Genomic DNA, 18,502 nt, shown 5'->3' with positions numbered 1-18,502 from the left:
TGCAATTCGCGCCATCCTAACGCGCCCATGGCCCTTGATGCAGCCCCTTTCCGGTTGCCGGGATAGACGGCGAGCGTCAAACTCACTCTAATCAGCTTAGTGGCGAACTGACGGCTTTGTTCGCAGTCGAAGCGCTACTCTTTTTCGCTTTCCATCGATTTCCGAAGGACGCACATGTCGCTTTTAAAAATCGCCTCCGTGGCCTGTATTGCCTTGACTCTGGGCGCTTGCCAGAGCCTGTTCCAGCCCAGCTACCTCAAGCCCCTGGACACCAGGCCGGACACTTCCGAACAGATCAAACCCGGCTGCAACAGCCCGGAATGCCCGCTGGTGAACATCGACACCGTGCACTTCCCCAGCGAGCCGCAGCTGGACAGCATTGTTGAGCAACGCCTGCTGCAAATGACCCGCACCATGCCCGGCGCCAGCGTGCCGCCGACCCTGAATGCCTACCGCGACAAGTTCCTGCGTGAGTCGCCGAACCGCAACAGCATGTACTTGCAAGCCAAGGTACGTGAGCAGCATGACGGACTGGTGATCGTTGAAGTGTCCAGTTACCTGGATACCGGCACCGCCCACGGCGCGCCCGGCCGCGGTTTCATCAACTATTCACGCCTGCTGCACAAAGAGCTGAGCCTGGCCGACATGCTGCTGCCGGGCCAGGAACAGGCGTTCTGGAACACCGCGAAAGTCGCCCACAACACCTGGCTGATCAATTCGCAGATGGACCGCGACCCGGAGTTCGTGAAGAGCTGGCCGTTCCAGAAAACCCCGAACGTGGCCCTGACCAGCGCCGGTGTGGTGCTCAAGTACAACGTGAGCACCATCGCCCCTTACGCACTGGGGCTGATCGAAATGACCATCCCCTATGCGCGCCTCACCGGCGTGCTCAAGCCTGAGCTGATGCCGGCGCGCCACTGACCGCACGCCCCAGCACCAGCTGTAACAACCCTGCCAGTACCAGTGCCGGCAGGGTTGCGCCGATATCCGGATACAGGTTGGCCAGCACGTGATAGATGGCGATGCCACCCAGCCAGGCCACCAGCGCCGGCCAATGCAGGTTGGCAACCCTGCCCTGGCCACGCCGGCGCAGGATAAAGTGATCCACCAGCACCACGCCGAACAGCGGCGCAAATACCGAGCCGATCAGCAGCAGGAAGTTCTGGTACTGCGCCAATGGCGCCAGGCAGGCGATCAAGGTGCAGATCACACCGATGGCCAAGGCCAGGTGCTCGACCTTCAAGCGCAGCAACATACCGCTGGACACCGCCGCCGAGTGAATATCGGCAAAGGCATTTTCCGACTCGTCCAACAGAATCAGCAGCAGCGGAATGCCCAAGCCGGCACCGGCCAGCGCCAGCAACAGCGCATTGACCTCACCGCTGGGCGCAAACGCCAGGGTGTAGGCCACGCCCAGGCTCATCAGCCAGAAATTACCGATAAAGAAGCCCAACGCCGTCCCGCCGAACACGCTTTTGGCGCGCTGGCCGAAACGTGAGTAATCGGCGATCAGTGGCAACCACGACAGCGGCATGGCGATGGCGATATCAAAGCCCACCGCAAACGGCATCGAGCCATCGCCGGACTTGGCCCACAACCCCGTGAGGTCGGCCTTGGCGAACAGGTTCCAGGTCAGCCACAGGCAGGCGGCGAGCAGCAGCCAAATGCCCCATTTACGCAGGATTTGCCGCACAAACGTCAAAGGGCCGCTGACTGCCAGCAAGGTCGCCAAGCCACCGAAAAACAGCGTCCACAGCAATGGGCTGGCGAGCAGGCTGCCCTCGCTGAACGCGCGCGTGCCGAGCAAACTGGCGGCGTCGCGCATCACGATGATCTCGAACGAGCCCCAGCCAATCAATTGCAGCAGGTTCAGCAATGCCGGCAGGCTCGCGCCCTTGCTGCCGAGGCTGAGTTTGAGCGCGGCCATGGCCGACAGGCCGGTATCGCTGCCGATCACACCGACGGCAGCCAGCAGCACTACGCCGACCAGCGTGCCGAGGAAAATCGCCAGCAACGAGCCGGACAAGCCCAGGCCCGGCGCGAGCAGGGCGCCGGTTTGCAGGACCATCAGGCCGATGCCGAGGGAGAACCACAGGGAGAACAGGTCGCGGGCGCCGAACACGCGCTTGTCAGCGGGCACCGCGGTTTCAGGGGAGTAAGTACTCGGTTGAATGCTCAAGGGTGTTATCTCTGAGGGACATGATCGTTCCCACGCTCTGCGTGGGAATGCCGCTAAGGACGCTCTGCGTCCGCCTTTGTGACGCAGAGCGTCACGGGATGCATTCCCACGCAGAGCGTGGGAACGATCGTGGGTGTCAGACCTTCTTGTACAGCTGACTGCCTTCCTGCTTGAACCGCTGCGCCTGCTCGGCCAGGCCCTTGGCCACGTCCACATCCACCGCTTCAATGCGCTGATTGGCGGCGTACTCGCGGACTTCCTGGGTGATTTTCATCGAGCAGAATTTGGGCCCGCACATCGAACAGAAATGCGCGACCTTGGCCGAATCTTTCGGCAAGGTTTCGTCGTGATAAGCGCGCGCCGTGTCCGGGTCCAGGCCGAGGTTGAACTGGTCTTCCCAACGGAACTCGAAGCGCGCCTTGCTCAAGGCATTGTCGCGAATCTGCGCGCCCGGATGCCCTTTGGCCAAATCCGCAGCATGGGCGGCGATCTTGTAGGTGATGATCCCGGTTTTTACATCATCCTTGTTCGGCAAGCCCAGGTGTTCCTTGGGCGTGACGTAGCAGAGCATGGCGCAGCCGAACCAGCCGATCATCGCCGCACCGATGCCCGAGGTGATGTGGTCGTAGCCTGGCGCAATGTCGGTGGTCAGTGGGCCGAGGGTGTAGAACGGCGCCTCGTCGCAGCATTCGAGCTGCTTGTCCATGTTCTCCTTGATCAATTGCATCGGCACGTGGCCGGGGCCTTCGATCATGGTTTGCACGTCGTGTTTCCAGGCGATTTTGGTCAATTCGCCAAGGGTTTCCAGCTCGCCGAATTGCGCTGCATCGTTAGCGTCCGCAATAGAGCCAGGGCGCAGGCCGTCGCCGAGAGAGAAGCTGACGTCATAGGCCTTCATGATTTCGCAAATTTCGTCGAAATGCGTGTAGGTGAAGTTCTCTTTGTGGTGCGCCAGGCACCACTTGGCCATGATCGAACCGCCACGGGACACGATGCCGGTCACGCGCTTGGCAGTCAGCGGCACATAGCGCAGCAGTACGCCGGCATGGATGGTGAAGTAGTCGACGCCCTGCTCGGCCTGTTCGATGAGGGTGTCGCGAAACAGCTCCCACGTCAGGTCTTCGGCGGCGCCGCCGACTTTTTCCAGGGCTTGATAGATCGGCACGGTGCCGATCGGCACCGGCGAGTTGCGGATGATCCACTCGCGGGTTTCGTGGATATGCTTGCCAGTGGACAGGTCCATCACCGTGTCCGAACCCCAGCGGATGCCCCAGGTCAGTTTCGCCACTTCTTCTTCAATGGACGAACCCAACGCACTGTTGCCGATATTGCCGTTGATCTTCACCAGGAAGTTACGGCCGATGATCATCGGTTCCAGTTCGGTGTGGTTGATGTTGGCCGGGATAATCGCGCGGCCACGGGCGATTTCTTCGCGCACAAACTCAGGCGTGATGATTTTCGGCACGCTGGCGCCGAAGCTGTGACCGGCGTGCTGCTGGTCGAGCAGGCCACTGGCACGGGCCTCTTCAAGCTTCATGTTTTCGCGGATGGCGACGTATTCCATTTCGGCGGTGATGATGCCTTTACGCGCGTAATGCATTTGCGTCACGTTGGCGCCGGCCCTGGCGCGACGCGGGTTCTTCACGTGGGCGAAGCGCAGCGCGGTGAGTTCGGCATCGCTGAGGCGCTGTTGGCCGAAGTGCGAACTCAGGCCGGGCAGGCGCTCGGTGTCGCCACGCACTTCGATCCATGGCGAACGCACATCGCCCAGACCTTTACGCACGTCGATGATGACATTGGGGTCGGTGTACGGGCCGGAGGTATCGTAAACCACTACCGGCGCGTTGATTTCACCGCCGAAATCGGTGGGGGTCACGTCCAGGCTGATTTCGCGCATCGGCACACGGATGTCCGGGCGGGTGCCTTGTACGTAGATTTTCTGCGAGCGGGTAAACGGCTGCACGGAACCTGCGTCGACCTTGGCCGATTCACTCAGGTGCACGGTATTTTTTGGTTTTGTAGTCATCACGGGCTCTCCAACTTATCCAGGCGGTGGATTTTTGTCGGAGCGAACCTGTGACGGATGGACGCACTGAAACCAGTGCTGTGCAAGGCACGAGGGCTGTTCGATTGTCGAACAACATCCCGGACGAAGCACAAGAGGACTCGCCGGGTGACGAGAAATCTTGTTCCCTACGCAGGCGTTAACCTGATCAGGTTCAACGGGATCCGGTATTTACCGATCTCAGCCTTCCAACAAGGCACCCCGACAAGAACGCGGCCAGTCTAGACCATGGCGTGGGCAAATTGCCAATAGCCGTGTATTCAGCGTGATGAATGGCGTGATTGCGGGATTGTTGCGCGGGGTCAGCGCCACTACACTCGGGCGTCGTCACAATGCTTGACGCCAGGAATGGCCAGCCTTAGCCTTGGGCGCTTAATTACAGCCGTAATATTCACACTAGGGATCGCCTCATGCTGCGCAAACTCTCACTGGCTCTTGCCGTGTCTTGTGCGACCAATGGAATGGTCTGGGCAGCTGAAGCGCCCTTGTCCGCCAAAACCGACTTGGTCAGCGTCTACCAGGAAGCGGTGAACAACAACGCCGACCTGGCCGCCGCCCGTGCGCAATACGGCGCGCAAAAAGAAGTGGTGCCCCAGGCCCGCGCCGGCTTGCTGCCGAACCTGTCGGCTGGTGCCGACAGCAATAACGTGCGCACCCAGATCGACCAGCCGGCAGCCACCGTCAACCGTGACGCGCATTCCTGGCGCGCAACCTTGAGCCAGCCGCTGTTCCGCGCTGATCGCTGGTTCCAGCTGCAAGCCGCCGAAGCGGTTAACGAGCAGGCCGCGCTGCAACTCTCGGCCACCGAACAGAACCTGATCCTGCAAAGCGCCGAAAGCTACTTTGCCGTGCTGCGCGCCCAGGACAACCTGGCCTCGACCAAGGCCGAAGAAAACGCCTTCAAGCGCCAGCTCGACCAGTCCAACGAACGCTTTGATGTAGGCCTGTCGGACAAGACCGACGTGCTGCAATCCCAGGCCAGCTACGACACCGCCCGCGCCAACCGCATCGTCGCCCAGCGCCAGGTGGACGACGCCTTTGAAGCGCTGATCACCCTGACCAACCGTCAGTACAATGCGATCCAAGGCATCGTGCACACGCTGCCGGTGCTGCCACCGGCGCCGAACGACGCCAAGTCCTGGGTTGAAACCGCCGGCCGCCAGAACCTGAACTTGCTGGCCAGCAACTACGCCGTGACCGCAGCCGAAGAAACCCTGCGCCAGCGCAAGGCCGGCCACCTGCCGACCCTCGACGCCGTGGCGCAATACGAGAAAGGCGACAACGACGCGCTGGGTTTCAGCAACCCGAACCAGTTGCCCGTGCCGTACGGCGGTGATGTGTCCCAGCGCACCATCGGCCTGCGCCTGAATATCCCGATCTACAGCGGCGGTTTGACCAGCTCGCAGGTGCGCGAATCCTATTCACGCCTCGACCAGACCGAACAGCAACGCGAAGGCCTGCGCCGTCAGGTGGTGGAAAACACCCGCAACCTGCACCGCGCGGTGAACACCGATGTGGAGCAGGTACAGGCGCGCCGCCAGTCAATCATCTCCAACCAGAGCGCGGTGGAAGCCACGGAAATCGGTTATCAGGTGGGTACGCGCAATATCGTCGATGTGCTGGACTCGCAGCGCCAGCTGTACTCGTCGGTGCGCAACTACAACAACAGCCGCTACGACTACATTCTCGACAACCTGCGCTTGAAGCAGGCGGCGGGAACCCTCAGCCCAGGGGATTTGCAGGACCTGACGCGCTACCTCAAGGCTGATTACAACCCGGACAAGGATTTCCTGCCGCCGGATCTGGCCAAGGCCGCCGCCGAGCAGCTCAAAGCCCGCCCCGGGTATTAACAACACAGCAAAACCAATGTGGGAGCTGGCTTGTGTGGGAGCCAGCTTGCCTGCGATGCAGGCAACTCGGTACATCAGACATGCCCAGTTGATGCTATCGCAGGCAAGCCAGCTCCCACATTTTGGTCCGTGTTGGTTCAGTGATTGAGCAGTTTGTCCAAACCATCCAGCAAGCGTTTCAGCGCGCCCTGGTTGGCCTGCATCACCTTCAATCCCGCCTCTGCCATCTTGCGCGCATCCTGCGGCAGTTCGAACAACTGCCGCACAGCTTCGGCCAATCCTTGCGCATCATCCACCTCACGCAACGCCCCGGCTTCACGCATCATCGCGCTGATTTCGAGGAAGTTGAACAGGTGCGGCCCCATGATCACAGGCTTGGCCAGCGCCGCCGGCTCCAGTGGGTTGTGACCGCCGGTGGGCACCAGGCTGCCGCCAACGAAGGCGCTGTCGGCCAGCGCATAAAGGAACAGCAGCTCGCCCATGGTGTCGCCGAGCAGCACGGAGGTCTGCGCCGTCACCGGCTCAGCGCTGGAGCGGCGCACCGTGGCAAAGCCTTGTTGCCCGCACAACTCGAACATCGGGCCGAAGCGCTCCTGATGACGCGGCACCAGAATCAGCAGCGCATTGGGGTAGCTTTCCAGCAGTTGGCGATGGGCGGCGAGCACCACTTCATCCTCGCCTTCGTGGGTGCTGGCGGCGATCCACACCGGGCGCTCGGTGGCGCCCCATTGCTCGCGCAAGGCGGCGGCGCGTACCGGTAACTGAGGGTCGATGGTCAGGTCGAACTTGATCGAGCCGGTGACTTCGACGGTTTCCGGCCGCGCACCCAGGCTTAGAAAGCGCTGGGCTTCGGTGTGTGTCTGCACCGCAAACAGGCTCATCTCGGCCAACATCGGCGTGGTCAGCTTGGTGAAGCGCGCATAACCTTTGGCCGAACGTGCCGACAGCCGCGCATTGGCCAGCGCTACCGGAATACCGCGTTGAGCGCAGGCATGGATGTGGTTGGGCCACAGCTCGGTTTCCATGATCACAGCGAGCCTGGGCTGTACACGATCAAGAAACCGCTTGGCGGCGCAAGGCAAGTCATAGGGCAAGTAGCAGTGCTGAATGCGCGGTTCATTGGCGAACAGCGCCCGGATACGCTCCGAGCCGGTGGGCGTCATGCAGGTGACGGTGATCGGCAGCGTCGGGTGGCGCTCCATCAGCCCGCGAATCATCGGTGCGGCGGCAATGCTTTCGCCCACCGACACCGCATGCACCCAGATCCCCCCCGGTTGCACCACCGGCAAGCCATAGGAAAACCGCTCGCCGATACGTTTTGCATACGCCGGCGCCTTGCGCGCACGCAGCCACAGACGTAAAGCCACCAACGGCAGCGCCAGGTAAAACAGACAGCTGTAGAGAGTTCTATTCATGGCGGCGGAGTTTATCGGCTTTTTCAGTCGATCGCCTGCAAGCACTCGGCAAATCGCTCGGTCAGGAAGCGCGCGGCCGGGCCCAGATGCTCATCGCGGCGCCAGACCAACTCCACTACCAGCGCCGGCGGCGTCCATTCGCTGTCCAGCTCGACCATCTGCTGTTGATAGGCCGGGTACTGCACGATATGCCGAGGCAGCCAGGCCCAGCCCAGGCCACTCATCAGCCATTCGGCCAATACGTAGAAGCTGTCGGCACGCCACACCAAGGGGCTCGCGGCTTCGCTGCCGGGGTACACGCTGGTCTGGGTCGACATCAGCAATTGGCGAAACTGCGCCAGGCGCTGGCAGGTCACGTAGTTGTCCTGGGCCAGCGGATGATTCACACCGCACACCGTGACCATTTCCACACTGCCCACCACCCGCCGCTCAAGCGCTTCGGGGATCTGGTCGTGATAGAACAACAGGCCCAGGTCGGCCTTGCGCTCCACCAGCTTGCGCGCCACATCACCTTGCGCGGCGCTGGACAGTTGCACTTCCAGCAGCGGGTATTGCCGGGCCAGCGCCTCAAGGCTGTCGAGCACCGGCTGGAACAGCATGGCTTCATCCTGGGCCAGGCGCAGGCAGGCTTCTTCACCACGGGTCAGTGACAACGCCCGTCCATTGAGGCGCTCACATTGGCGCAGCACCTCGCGGGCCTCTTCCAGCAACACACTGCCGGCTTCGGTCAGGCGTGGCTGACGGCCGCTGCTGCGTTCGAACAGGCTCAAACCCAAGTCCGCTTCCAGCAGGGCGATCCCGTTGCTCACTGCGGATTGCGCCTTGCGCTGGCCGCGTGCCACTGCCGAAAACGAGCGCTGCTCGGCGACGCTGACAAACAGGCGCATCTGTTCCAGGTTCCATTGCACACTCATGACTCAACCCATCTTTAAATCGGATAGGTAATGACTTTATCTCATCTCGCGAAGGGTTAAAATGCGGACCTAATCAAGCCCGTATCACACCGAGGATTCACCATGAATGTTGCCTACGTTTACCTGGCCATTGCCATCTGCTCGGAAGTGATCGCCACCGTTTCCATGAAAGCCGTCAAAGGCTTGAGCACACCCATCCCGCTGCTGCTGATGATTGTGGGGTATGGCGTGGCCTTCTGGATGCTCACGCTGGTGGTGCGCACGGTGCCGGTGGGCATTGCCTACGCGGTCTGGGCCGGGTTGGGCATTGTAATGGTCAGTATCGCCGCGCTGTTTATCTACGGGCAGAAGCTGGATGTACCGGCAATGCTGGGCATGGGCCTGATTGTGCTGGGCGTGGTGGTGATTCAGCTGTTCTCGAAAACCGCCGGGCACTGACCGCCACGTAACAGCCTGTATACTGCGCCTCTTGTCTTGAACACTGAGGTCGCCGATGCCATCCGTTATTTCCACCGACGTTCTGATTGTCGGCGCCGGGGTTGCCGGCCTCTGGCTTAACGCACGCCTGCGCCGCCAGGGGTTTTCCACGGTGGTGGTGGAAAGCGCTACCTTGGGCGGCGGGCAAAGCGTGAAGTCCCAGGGGATCATCCACGGCGGCGCGAAATACGCCCTGCACGGCGCCCTCACCGGTGCGTCCGAAGCCATTGCCGACATGCCGCGCCGCTGGCGCGAAGCCCTGGCGGGTAACGGCGAGCTGGACCTGACCGGCGTGCGCTTGCTCTCAGAAGCCCATTACCTGTGGTCGCCCGGCACGATCGCCGGCAACCTCACCAGCTTCTTCGCCAGTAAAGCCGTGCGTGGCCGCGTCGATCAGGTAAAAGGTGACGAATTGCCGCCTGCCCTGCAAGACCGGCGCTTCAAGGGCAAGGTCTATCGCCTGGCCGAACTGGTCATCGATGTGCCCAGCCTGATCGAACGCCTGGCGCAGCTGGCCGGCGACGGCTTGCTCGCCGGGCAACACATCGAACCGCTGCTGGAAGGCGACACGCTGGTGGGCCTGAAGGTCGATGGCCGCGAGATCCGCGCCCAGCGCATCGTGCTGAGTGCCGGTGGCGGCACGGCTGACCTGCTCAGCGCGCTGGGCCTGAGCCAGCCGGCCATGCAAACCCGGCCACTGCATATGATCATCGCCAAAGGCCCGGGCCTCAAGCCGCTGTATGCGCACTGCCTGGGCGGCGGCACCAAGCCGCGCCTCACCATCACCACTCACCCGGCTGCCGACGGCAATTGGGTATGGTACATGGGCGGCGATATCGCCGAGGCGGATGGCGTGGCCCGCACACCACAAGAGCAGATCGCCACTGCGCAAAAAGAGCTGGGGCAGTTACTGCCGTGGATCGACATGAGCCAGACCCAATGGGCCACCCTGCGCGTCGAGCGGGCCGAGCCGCTGCAATCGGGCCTGAGCCGCCCCGACAACGCCTTCCTCGCCGAGCAGGACCGCCTGCTGGTGGGCTGGCCGACCAAACTGGCGTTGGCGCCGGACTTCGCCGATCGCGTAATCAACGCCCTCGAACGCGACGGCATCCGCCCAAGCGCCAGCGACGCGCTGCCTGAATTTCCAAAACCGGCCCTCGGCCAGCCTGCCTGGGAGCAACTGTTGCCATGAGCCTGCCAACCCTGCACGACCTGCATCGCCCGCTGGGCAGCACCGGCCTGCTGGTTTCGCCGCTGGGCCTGGGCACCGTCAAGCTGGGCCGTGATCAAGGGGTGAAATACCCCAACGGTTTTCAGATCCCCAATGATGACGAAGCCCGGATGTTGCTGCGCCAGGCCCGGCAGCTGGGCATCAACCTGATCGACACCGCGCCGGCTTACGGCCGCAGTGAGGAACGCCTGGGGCCGCTGTTGCGCGGTCAGCGCAACGATTGGGTGATTGTCAGCAAGGTCGGCGAAGAGTTTGCCGACGGCGTGTCCCATCACGATTTCAGTGCCGCGCATACACGGATGTCCATCGAGCGCAGCTTGAAACGACTTGAAACGGATTTCATCGACCTGGTGCTGGTGCACTCTGATGGCAATGACTTGCATATCCTCAACGATTGCGAGGTGTATGAGACCCTGGCGCAGCTGAAAAAAGAGGGCAAGATCCGTGGTTTCGGCTTCTCCGGCAAAACCGTCGACGGTGGCGTGAAGGCTCTGGAACAAGGTGATTGCGCGATGGTCACCTACAATCTGAATGAACAGGCCGAGAAAGCCGTGATCGATTACGCCGCCGCCCACGGCAAAGGCATCCTGGTGAAAAAGGCCCTGGCCAGCGGCCACGTGTGTCTTGAGCCAGGAATGGATCCAATTCGCGCCAGTTTCATGCTGTTGTTTGCGCAAACGGGTGTCGCCAGTGCTATTGTCGGGACCATTAACCCGCTGCACCTGGCCCACAACGTGGCGACCGCTGCCCAAGTCATTCGTCAACTCTGATGCCGCCCACGCGGCCGACCCCGTCGCAAGAAGGAGCCGACATGCCGCGAACGCTGATTAGAAAAAACCCCAGCAACTTCAAGACACTGCCGCTGCACGTCGAAGCCACCCCCGAAGGCCTGAGTTACCAGAGCGTGGGCATGCCGCTCAACTTCGCCCAGACCCTGCAACGGCGCAAACCGGTGGAGGTGGCAGACTCTGAACGTTTCGCCCTGGAATTGGCCAACCTCGGCGTGTCGGTGCGCCTGACCCTGCATTGGCAGAACAAGGATTACTGGGTGCTGGTACGCCAGCGCCGCCAGGACCGTGGCGACGTAGTGCTCAAGCTGATCTCCGGCTACGTACCCGCCCACGAACTGAACCTGCCATTGCACACCGCCATCCAGGAAATTGCCGAAGAATGCCTGCTGGAGACACCCGAAGGCTGGCTGGGCGGGCGCTTTAATGACACCTGGCTGCCCGCGCCCTACTCCGCCGCCCTGCATTACCGTGAAGCCCTGCCGTTTCGCTTGAGCCCGCTGTCCGGCGCCGCCCGCCCGGTGCGCTGCGCCACCATGCAATTGATCGAGCGCCCACGGGCGTATGTGCATTTGCCGACCGCGTCGTTGCAATTGATTTATGACTTGCGCCTGGAAGTCCCCAAGGAAGCCAAGTCCTTGAGCCTGTTCCATGTGGATGAACGCCTCGAAGGCGACCAACTCGTGGCGCGCCTGGACCGTCAGCGACCCGACCTGTACCTGATGCCGTTGAAGGATGGCCAGCCGCTGGCCGAGCTGTACACCGTGAAGAAAGACCAGCTGTATCCGGCCAGCACACGCGGCTTATACCTGGCGGAAAGCTTCGCCCAGCAGGAAGGCTGGCTGGTGCGCGATGAGCGCATTCGCTGGAAGGATTGGCTGCGTCAGCAAGGCTTGGCGGAGCCTGAGAAGGAGTCGAAGTTGAAGCGATTGGCGCAGCGGGTGCTGCGCAAGATCGTGCCGAAGAAGAAGGCCAAAGGCTAAAGGCACCTACTTATTGGGCTGCCGTGCTGCGATCCAAATGTGGGAGCAAGCCCGCTCCCACATTGGAATGCATCAAGCCTTTAGGAGCCGCTCCAGGCCGACCTTCAGTGGCGTAGGCTCAGGCAGCGCAAAGCTCGCCAACAAGCGCTGGTTATTCGCCCGCGAATGACGGATATCCCCCGAGCGCGCCGGCCCGTAAGTAATCACCGGCAACCGCCCCACCACTTCTTCCAGCGCGTGCAACACCTGCTTGAGCGTGGTCGTGCGGTTCCATCCCACGTTGATCGCGCCCAGTGGCGCTTCGGGCGCTTCGATGGCCTGGACCAGCACATCCACCAGGTCTTCCACGTACATGAAATCCCGGGTTTGCTCGCCGTCGCCAAACACGCTGATCGGCACACCCTGCTGCACGCGTTCGCTGAAGATACTGATCACGCCGGAATACGGCGATGACGGATCCTGGCGTGGCCCGAAGATGTTGAAGAAACGGAAAATCACCGGCTCCAGGCCATGCTGGCGGCGATAGAAATCGAAATAGTGCTCACCCGCCAGTTTGTCCGACGCGTAAGGCGTCAGCGGCGCCTTGGTGGTCTCTTCGTCAATCGAAGCGCCCTCGCCGTTGTTGCCATATACCGCCGCGCTGGAGGCAAAAACCACACGCTTCACGCCGGCCTTGCGCATGGCTTCGCAGACATTCAGGGTGCCGACGAAATTGCTCTGGTGCGTGCTCACCGGATCATCCACCGAAGCCTGCACTGAGGCCACTGCGGCCAGGTGCACCACGGCGGTGGCGCCAATGGCAGCTTGCGCCACCAGCTCGGCATTGGCGACATTGCCTTCAATCAGTTCTACGCGGGGGTTACCCAGCGGCAGATTGCTGCGCTTGCCGGTGGACAAGTCATCCAGCACCCGCACGGCATAGCCCTTGGCGAGTAGCGCATCGACCAGGTGCGAGCCGATAAAGCCGGCACCTCCAGTGATCAACACCCACTTTTGAGCATTACTCATTGTTGCGGATCTTCTCGACAATGGCCGTGGTCGAGCTGTTTTCAACCAACCCCAGCACTTTGACCGTACCGCCGTAGGCGCTGACGATGTCGGCCCCCACAACCTGGTCGACAGAATAGTCGCCACCCTTGACCAACACGTCCGGCTTGACCTGGGCCAGCAGGTTTTCCGGGGTGCCTTCAGAGAAGCTGATCACCCAGTCCACCGCACCAAGACCGGCCAATACGGCCATGCGGCGATCGACACTGTTGATCGGCCGGCCGGGGCCTTTCAAGCGGCTCACCGAAGCGTCGTCGTTGACCGCCACGATCAGGCGGTCGCCTTGGGCGCGCGCCTGTTCCAGATAAGTCACGTGGCCGGCATGCAGGATGTCGAAGCAGCCGTTGGTGAACACGATGCTTTCTTTGTGGGCACGGGCGTCGTCAATGGCCAGCAGCAATTGCTCGATCCCCAGCACGCCGCGCTCCGAGCCTTCGGAGCGCTGGATCGCACGGCGCAGCTCAGGCGCGCTGATAGCCGCGGTACCCAGTTTGCCCACCACAATGCCCGCCGCCAGGTTGGCCAGGGCCACGGCGTGGGGCAGTTCTTCACCGGCCGCAATCGAGGCGGCCAGGGTGGAGATGACCGTGTCACCGGCACCGGTGACGTCGAACACTTCACGGGCACGCGCGGGCAAATGCATCGCCGGGTGGTCCGGGCGCAGCAGGGTCATGCCGTGCTCGCCACGGGTGACCAGCAAGGCGCCCAGGTCGAGGTCGGCCATCAGCGCCGCGCCTTTGGTCACCAGCTCATGCTCATCGGCGCAACCGCCGACAATGGCTTCGAACTCGCTGAGGTTTGGCGTGATCAGGCTGGCGCCCCGATAAATCGAGAAGTCCTTGCCCTTGGGATCGGCCAGAACCGGAATGCCACGGGCCTTGGCGGCCTGGATCAGCATCTGGTGGTTTTTCAAGGCGCCTTTGCCGTAGTCGGACAACACCAGCACCTTGATACCTTCGAGCAGCGCGTCGACCTGACCACTGAGGGCCAGGGCGTCGGTGGCGAAGGGTTCTTCGAAATCGATACGCAGCAATTGCTGGTGACGGCTCATGACCCGCAGCTTGACGATGGTCGGCTGGTGGGCAATGCGCTGGAACAGCGCACGCACGCCGGCACCGCGCAGGCTGTTGGCCAGGCTGTCGGCGGCTTCGTCGTCGCCGGTCACACCCACCAGGGAGGCCGGGGCGCCGAGGGCGGCAATATTGAGGGCAACGTTGGCAGCGCCACCTGGACGGTCTTCGATTTGCTCGACCTTGACTACCGGTACCGGTGCCTCAGGGGAAATCCGTGAGGTACCGCCATGCCAGTAACGGTCGAGCATGACATCGCCGACCACCAAGACAGGGGCTTGATCGAATCGCGGCATGGACAACTTCATGGAGCAACCCACATACAAAATGAACAGGGGCGCGATATTAGCACAGGGTTATGGGAGGCTTGTGGAGGGTGTGACAGAAGATGAAGGACGCAGCAGTGAATCCACTGAGGAACAAATGTGGGAGCGGGCTTGCTCGCGAATGCGCAGTGTCAGTCACCGAAGATATCGACTGATCCACCGTATCCGCGAGCAAGCCCGCTCCCACCTTAAGCATCCACACCTTTAATTCAGGTGATGTCGGCCGGCACCGGGGCATCCAGGCCCATGGCATGCAGGCGGGCGTAGTAGCCGTTCTGGGCCAGCAGCTCGGCGTGGCTGCCGCGCTCGACAATCCGGCCGTCGTCCATTACCAGGATCAGGTCGGCCTTCTCGATGGTGGACAGGCGGTGGGCAATCACCAGGGTCGTACGGCCTTGCATGACCTTGTCCAGGGCCGCCTGAATGTGCCGCTCGGATTCGGTGTCGAGGGCCGAGGTGGCCTCGTCCAGAATCAGCAGTGGCGCGTTCTTCAGCAAGGCCCGGGCGATTGCCAGGCGCTGACGTTGGCCGCCGGACAGCAGCACGCCGTTCTCACCGACCTGGGTATCGAAGCCTTTGGGCAACTGGTCGATGAAGTCTTTGGCGTAAGCATCCGCAGCCGCCGCTTCAACGTCGGCCCGTGGCGCGCCGGCCAGGTCGCCGTAGGCGATGTTGTTGGTCACGGTGTCGCTGAACAGCGTGACATGCTGGGTCACCTGGGCAATGTGCTTACGCAGGTTGAGCAGCTTGTAGTCTTCGACCTCTACGCCGTCGAGCAGGATCTCGCCGCTTTCGTGGTGGTAGAAACGCGGGATCAGGCTGGCCAGTGTGGACTTGCCGCTGCCGGAACGGCCCACCAGCGCGATCATCTGCCCGGGCTCTGCGGTGAACGTGATGTCCTTGAGCACATGGCGCTCGGTGCCTGGGTAAGTGAAGTTCAGGTTACGCACTTCCAGACGGCCGCTGACCTTGTCGCGCTCGACGCTGCCGCGATCCACTTCCTGCTCTTCGTCCAGCTGTTCGAAAATGCTTTCAGCACCGGCCACGCCTTTCTGGATGGTCGAGCTGACTTCCGACAGTTGGCGGATCGGCTTGGGCAACAGCCCGGCCAAGGTGATGTACGCCACCATGTCACCGGCCGATGCGTCACCACGAAGGTAGAGCACCAGGAACATCAGCACCGCCATGGCGGTGTAGATCACCAGTTGCAGCAACGGGGTGTAGATGGCCCCGGTGCGGGTCATGCGCAGTTGCTTGTCGGTGTTGCCCTGGCTGGCCTTGAAGAAGCGTTTCTCTTCGTAGACTTCACCGCCGAAGCTGCGCACCACGCGATAGCCCTGGATGGTTTCCGAAGCCACGTGGGTCACATCGCCCATGGCCACCTGGATTTTCTTGCTCTGCTTGCGGAATTTCTTGCTGGCCGTGCTGACCATCACCGCAATCAACGGCAGGATGGCGATCATCACCAGCGTCAGGCGCCAGTTCATGAACAGCAGCGAGGCAAACAGGAAGATCACCGTCATGCCTTCACGGATCACCACCTTGATGGCATCGGTGGCCGCGCCCGTCACCATGGTCACGTTGAAGGTGATGCGCGAAATCAGGTGCCCGGAGTTGTGGTTGTCAAAGTAGCGGTTGGGCAGCGTCAGCAGGTTGTTGAACAACTGCACGCGCAGGTCATGGACCAGGCCCAGGGATACCTTGGCCAGCAGGTAGTTGCCCAGGAACGAACCCAAGCCCTGCCAGGCAGCGATCAAAATGATCAGCAACGGCACGGCTTGCAACAATTTCATGTCACGCAGGAAGGGTACGCTGGGGAACAGCACGGCGTCAGGGTTGGATAGGCCGTCGACAAAGTACTTGAGGATGTACCCCAGCATAGGCTGGGTCGACGCGAAAATCAGAAATCCGACGATACTCAACGCGAACAAGCCGGCGTAGGGCTTAACGTACATGAGCAGGCGGAAGTATATTTTCAAGCTCGAAGGGCTTGCGCTCGGACTGGAGTCGGTCATATCACGCGGCGTTTTGAAAAAGGAGGCTGACTTTAGCACAGCTTCTCTGTTGTACTTGCACCCGACGTAACCCGCGGCCCGGCGGGATCCAAAGGGCGACATTATATAGCCACTGTCTTAACATGGTCGGCTTTCTCTATTCTGGAACGGCTTTACTGTATGCACTCCAAGCGCCTTACCTACGGCACAAATCGCGTTTTCGACTTCCTGGTCCTCTGGATTTTGCCCATTGGCTTGCTGTTGCTTTTGAGTTCGCTGTTCTTCGTCAACAATCGCAATGTGATGCATCGCGGCTTCTACATTTTCTTCGCGCTGCCGGCCTTGCTCCTGCTGTGCCTGCGCCCACGGGAACTCAAACAGTTACTGCTCGAGCCGCTGGTGCTTGCCTTCACGGCGTTTTGCGCATGGGCCATGATCACGGTGCTCTGGAGCCCGGAGCCCACTGGCGACTCGAACCTGTTCAAGATCCCGCTGCAGACGTTCATGCTGTTTGCCGGCTGCGGGCTGCTGCTGCATTACCGCAATGACCTGTTCAAGCCGATCTTCTTCAGTGCCGCCGTGATTGCGCTGGTGGTGACGCTGTTGAACCTGGTGGCATTCGTCAAAGGCTTTGCGCCAAGCATGCGCATGATTGGCGGCCTGGGCGCCCTGGACAACCCGCTGCTCAGTTCCCACCTGTTCGGCTTTTTCTGCGTGTATTGGCTGTACCTCTGCGTCACCACCAAACGCTTGCGCGTACTGTGGCTCAGCGCACCGGCCCTGGCGGTCATGGCCCTGGCAATTCTGGCCACCGGTTCCAGGACACCATTGGTTGCACTGGTAATGGCCGTCCTCTGGATGGGCCTGCTCAGCCGCAATCGGCGCTCGGCGCTGATGATTGCCGCCCTGGTGCTGGCGGCCGCCGGCCTGCTGCTGTTTTACCCGCAACACATCACCGAGCGCGGCAGCTCATTCCGCTTCGAAATCTGGCAAATCATCCTCGACCGCATCTCCGACCATCCATGGCTCGGCCACAGCTACGACTCCGAACTGTATGTGAAACCTGCCAACTACGATTTTGAACCGCTGCGCGAACCCCACAGCTTTGCCTTGGGCGTGCTTTATTACGTCGGCATCATCGGCTTTATCCCGTGGATCTTCATGCTGGGCCGCGGGCTGTACGCAGGGCTTAAGGAGCGCGCGCAGCCGCTGTTTATCCTGACCTCCTCGCTGCTGGCCTACGGCATCGGCGCGGGGCTCACCGAAGGCGGTGGCATCCTGTCGCGGCCCAAGGAGCACTGGTTCCTGCTGTGGATCCCCCTCGCCCTGATCGCCGGCCTGAGCATCGCCAAGCGGCGCCATAGCCTGCTGCGCATTGCGGTGAGCACGCCCAAGCCACAGGCATTCAAAGCCCTGTGCGAAGGCGCTCATATCGTCGAGGAAGATGGCCTGGGGCCCAAAGTCCTGCGCCTGGGCGATGGCAGCTTCCTCAAGCTGTTCAGGGCTCGACGCTGGTACACCTCGGGCACATTCAATCCGTATTCGGAACGGTTTGCCTGCAACAGCGAACAGCTGCAGGCACTGGGCATTGTGTCACCGCCGATTCTTGACCTGTACAGCCTGCACGACGGCAGCACCGCCGTGCGTTACCAGCCACTGCCGGGCCTGACGTTGCGCCAGGCCTTGCAAAGCCTGGACAGCAGCCTGCGCGAATCGCTGATCGAACGGTTTGGCCGGTTTATGGCCCAGCTGCATGAACGCGGCGTGTACTTCCGCTCCCTGCACCTGGGCAATGTATTGCTGCTGGAAGACGGAGAGTTCGGCCTGATCGACGTGGCGGATATGCGCATCTATCCATCAGCGCTGCGCAACACCCTGCGCCAGCGCAACCTCAAGCATATGCAACGCTATGCGCAGGATCGCAATTGGTTGTTCGAAGCGCACTTTGAGCAATTGGCCAAGGGCTATGCCTCGGTGGCTTCGCCGCACGCCACGCAGAAAATCCGCGAACAGGTGCTGACACTCACGCGCCCGACGGCCTCACAGCCGACCTGATCCCTGAGGCTGTATTGGGCCAAATGTGGGAGCGGGCTTGCTCGCGAATGCGCAGTGTCAGTCACCGAAGATGTCGACTGATCCACCGCATTCGCGAGCAAGCCCGCT

Annotated in this window: 14 protein-coding genes and 1 riboswitch; of the genes, 7 read left to right on the top strand and 7 right to left on the bottom strand. The window is 61.7% G+C overall.

Translation table 11 applies throughout. From position 1 onward, the window contains the following. The first annotated feature begins 174 nt into the window (after positions 1 to 174). Positions 175 to 921 (top strand): RsiV family protein, encoded by a 747-nt coding sequence (locus BLV67_RS11515; RefSeq protein WP_068931246.1) that lies wholly within the window; start codon positions 175 to 177, stop codon positions 919 to 921. Here the strand turns inward: BLV67_RS11515 and cytX are convergent. Both cytX and thiC read right to left on the bottom strand, forming a co-directional pair. Beyond that, a complete protein-coding gene (gene cytX / locus BLV67_RS11510) occupies positions 890 to 2,179 on the bottom strand; it encodes a putative hydroxymethylpyrimidine transporter CytX (RefSeq protein ID WP_069786839.1) in 1,290 nt (429 codons plus the stop codon). The two genes, BLV67_RS11515 and cytX, sit on opposite strands and share 32 nt — an antisense overlap. 136 nt (positions 2,180 to 2,315) lie before the next feature. Next, the gene (thiC, locus tag BLV67_RS11505; protein ID WP_065930695.1) at positions 2,316 to 4,205 is read right to left on the bottom strand and encodes a phosphomethylpyrimidine synthase ThiC; all 1,890 of its coding nucleotides are present in this window, start codon (positions 4,203 to 4,205) and stop codon (positions 2,316 to 2,318) included. 147 nt (positions 4,206 to 4,352) lie between these two features. Beyond that, positions 4,353 to 4,458: riboswitch (TPP riboswitch) on the bottom strand. Between the two features lie 196 nt (positions 4,459 to 4,654). Here thiC and BLV67_RS11500 point away from each other — a divergent pair. Beyond that, complete coding sequence (locus BLV67_RS11500) at positions 4,655 to 6,094, top strand: TolC family outer membrane protein (protein WP_065930696.1); 1,440 nt, start codon at positions 4,655 to 4,657, stop codon at positions 6,092 to 6,094. 137 nt (positions 6,095 to 6,231) lie between these two features. Here BLV67_RS11500 and waaA read toward each other — a convergent pair whose 3' ends face one another. Both waaA and BLV67_RS11490 read right to left on the bottom strand, forming a co-directional pair. Further along, positions 6,232 to 7,509 carry a lipid IV(A) 3-deoxy-D-manno-octulosonic acid transferase gene (waaA, locus tag BLV67_RS11495; RefSeq protein WP_069786838.1) on the bottom strand — a complete coding sequence of 426 codons (1,278 nt, stop codon included), beginning with the start codon at positions 7,507 to 7,509 and terminating at the stop codon, positions 6,232 to 6,234. A 23-nt stretch (positions 7,510 to 7,532) separates the two neighbouring features. Further along, positions 7,533 to 8,423 (bottom strand): LysR family transcriptional regulator, encoded by an 891-nt coding sequence (locus BLV67_RS11490; RefSeq protein ID WP_056860549.1) that lies wholly within the window; start codon positions 8,421 to 8,423, stop codon positions 7,533 to 7,535. A gap of 102 nt (positions 8,424 to 8,525) precedes the next feature. Here BLV67_RS11490 and BLV67_RS11485 point away from each other — a divergent pair, with 102 nt between their 5' ends. From BLV67_RS11485 to BLV67_RS11470, 4 genes are read left to right on the top strand one after another with little or no spacing between them, the layout of a single operon-like run. Continuing rightward, positions 8,526 to 8,861 carry a DMT family transporter gene (locus BLV67_RS11485; RefSeq protein ID WP_017138493.1) on the top strand — a complete coding sequence of 112 codons (336 nt, stop codon included), beginning with the start codon at positions 8,526 to 8,528 and terminating at the stop codon, positions 8,859 to 8,861. A gap of 55 nt (positions 8,862 to 8,916) precedes the next feature. Continuing rightward, the gene (locus BLV67_RS11480; RefSeq protein ID WP_065930699.1) at positions 8,917 to 10,092 is read left to right on the top strand and encodes an NAD(P)/FAD-dependent oxidoreductase; all 1,176 of its coding nucleotides are present in this window, start codon (positions 8,917 to 8,919) and stop codon (positions 10,090 to 10,092) included. Continuing rightward, positions 10,089 to 10,901 (top strand): aldo/keto reductase, encoded by an 813-nt coding sequence (locus tag BLV67_RS11475; protein WP_069786837.1) that lies wholly within the window; start codon positions 10,089 to 10,091, stop codon positions 10,899 to 10,901. The genes BLV67_RS11480 and BLV67_RS11475 overlap by 4 nt, the downstream gene beginning before the upstream one ends. A 41-nt stretch (positions 10,902 to 10,942) precedes the next feature. Next, the gene (locus BLV67_RS11470; protein WP_056860552.1) at positions 10,943 to 11,902 is read left to right on the top strand and encodes a hypothetical protein; all 960 of its coding nucleotides are present in this window, start codon (positions 10,943 to 10,945) and stop codon (positions 11,900 to 11,902) included. Between the two features lie 72 nt (positions 11,903 to 11,974). Here BLV67_RS11470 and BLV67_RS11465 read toward each other — a convergent pair whose 3' ends face one another. The 3 genes from BLV67_RS11465 to msbA all read right to left on the bottom strand — a co-directional run bounded on the left by BLV67_RS11465 (position 11,975) and on the right by msbA (position 16,360). Beyond that, positions 11,975 to 12,910 carry an NAD-dependent epimerase/dehydratase family protein gene (locus tag BLV67_RS11465; protein ID WP_069786836.1) on the bottom strand — a complete coding sequence of 312 codons (936 nt, stop codon included), beginning with the start codon at positions 12,908 to 12,910 and terminating at the stop codon, positions 11,975 to 11,977. After that, on the bottom strand, positions 12,903 to 14,327 hold the full coding sequence (hldE, locus tag BLV67_RS11460) for a bifunctional D-glycero-beta-D-manno-heptose-7-phosphate kinase/D-glycero-beta-D-manno-heptose 1-phosphate adenylyltransferase HldE (RefSeq protein WP_017138498.1): 1,425 nt from the start codon (positions 14,325 to 14,327) through the stop codon (positions 12,903 to 12,905). Before hldE ends, BLV67_RS11465 begins: the two co-directional genes overlap by 8 nt. A 227-nt stretch (positions 14,328 to 14,554) precedes the next feature. Next, on the bottom strand, positions 14,555 to 16,360 hold the full coding sequence (msbA, locus tag BLV67_RS11455) for a lipid A export permease/ATP-binding protein MsbA (protein WP_017138499.1): 1,806 nt from the start codon (positions 16,358 to 16,360) through the stop codon (positions 14,555 to 14,557). Between the two features lie 159 nt (positions 16,361 to 16,519). On the opposite strand from msbA, the gene BLV67_RS11450 reads away from it, so the two are divergent. Beyond that, positions 16,520 to 18,394, top strand: coding sequence for an O-antigen ligase family protein (locus BLV67_RS11450; RefSeq protein ID WP_069786835.1), 1,875 nt, complete (start codon positions 16,520 to 16,522; stop codon positions 18,392 to 18,394). The last annotated feature ends 108 nt before the right edge of the window (positions 18,395 to 18,502 follow it).

The organism is Pseudomonas salomonii, assembly GCF_900107155.1.
Taxonomy (GTDB): Bacteria; Pseudomonadota; Gammaproteobacteria; order Pseudomonadales; family Pseudomonadaceae; genus Aquipseudomonas; species Aquipseudomonas salomonii.
This window is presented reverse-complemented; position numbering and strand designations above follow the sequence as displayed.

Coding starts and splice junctions, on each gene's coding strand:
- BLV67_RS11515 (WP_068931246.1), top strand. CDS start 175: ATGTCGCTTTTAAAAATCGCCTCCGTGGCCTGTATTGCCTTGACTCTG.
- thiC (WP_065930695.1), bottom strand. CDS start 4,205: ATGACTACAAAACCAAAAAATACCGTGCACCTGAGTGAATCGGCCAAG.
- BLV67_RS11500 (WP_065930696.1), top strand. CDS start 4,655: ATGCTGCGCAAACTCTCACTGGCTCTTGCCGTGTCTTGTGCGACCAAT.
- waaA (WP_069786838.1), bottom strand. CDS start 7,509: ATGAATAGAACTCTCTACAGCTGTCTGTTTTACCTGGCGCTGCCGTTG.
- BLV67_RS11490 (WP_056860549.1), bottom strand. CDS start 8,423: ATGAGTGTGCAATGGAACCTGGAACAGATGCGCCTGTTTGTCAGCGTC.
- BLV67_RS11485 (WP_017138493.1), top strand. CDS start 8,526: ATGAATGTTGCCTACGTTTACCTGGCCATTGCCATCTGCTCGGAAGTG.
- BLV67_RS11480 (WP_065930699.1), top strand. CDS start 8,917: ATGCCATCCGTTATTTCCACCGACGTTCTGATTGTCGGCGCCGGGGTT.
- BLV67_RS11475 (WP_069786837.1), top strand. CDS start 10,089: ATGAGCCTGCCAACCCTGCACGACCTGCATCGCCCGCTGGGCAGCACC.
- BLV67_RS11470 (WP_056860552.1), top strand. CDS start 10,943: ATGCCGCGAACGCTGATTAGAAAAAACCCCAGCAACTTCAAGACACTG.
- BLV67_RS11465 (WP_069786836.1), bottom strand. CDS start 12,910: ATGAGTAATGCTCAAAAGTGGGTGTTGATCACTGGAGGTGCCGGCTTT.
- hldE (WP_017138498.1), bottom strand. CDS start 14,327: ATGAAGTTGTCCATGCCGCGATTCGATCAAGCCCCTGTCTTGGTGGTC.
- msbA (WP_017138499.1), bottom strand. CDS start 16,360: ATGACCGACTCCAGTCCGAGCGCAAGCCCTTCGAGCTTGAAAATATAC.
- BLV67_RS11450 (WP_069786835.1), top strand. CDS start 16,520: ATGCACTCCAAGCGCCTTACCTACGGCACAAATCGCGTTTTCGACTTC.